The following is a 417-nucleotide window of genomic DNA, read 5'->3' as shown; positions in this document are numbered from 1 at the left end:
GCGTACTGGTGCGGGAACTGGGCCTGATCATGGATGCGCAGCGCCGCGGCGAAGCGGCACGGCTGCCCGTGCTGCCTATCCAGTATCTCGACTACAGCGTGTGGCAGCGCAAGCGCCTGGAAGAAGAGGGAGTGCTGGAACAGCAACTGAGCTACTGGAAGAAAAAACTGGCGGGCGTACCGGACCAGCTCGACCTGCTCACGGACTTCCCGCGCCCGAACGTGCAAAGCTACGCTGGCGCCAATCACAGCTTCACGCTTGACTTGGCGGCCACTGTTGCCCTGCGTACCCTGGCGGAGCAGCACGGCGTGACGCTGTTCATGGTCCTGCTGAGCGCTTTCAATGCGCTGCTGTATCGCTACAGCGGCCAGGCGGACCTGTGCGTCGGCAGCCCGATTGCCAACCGCCAGTATGGAG

1 protein-coding gene is annotated in these 417 nt (G+C 63.5%); it reads left to right on the top strand.

Annotated elements, in window-relative coordinates; genetic code table 11:
* Window positions 1-417, top strand: a 417-nt coding sequence (locus GCN74_RS28355) for a condensation domain-containing protein (protein ID WP_226939282.1), incomplete at both ends; no start/stop codon positions are given.

The sequence above is a fragment of the Janthinobacterium sp. FT14W genome (assembly GCF_009208755.1).
GTDB classification, from domain to species: Bacteria; Pseudomonadota; Gammaproteobacteria; order Burkholderiales; family Burkholderiaceae_D; genus Janthinobacterium; species Janthinobacterium violaceinigrum.
The sequence above is the reverse complement of the archived record's forward strand: the minus strand, read 5'-3'. Positions and strand labels throughout refer to the sequence as shown.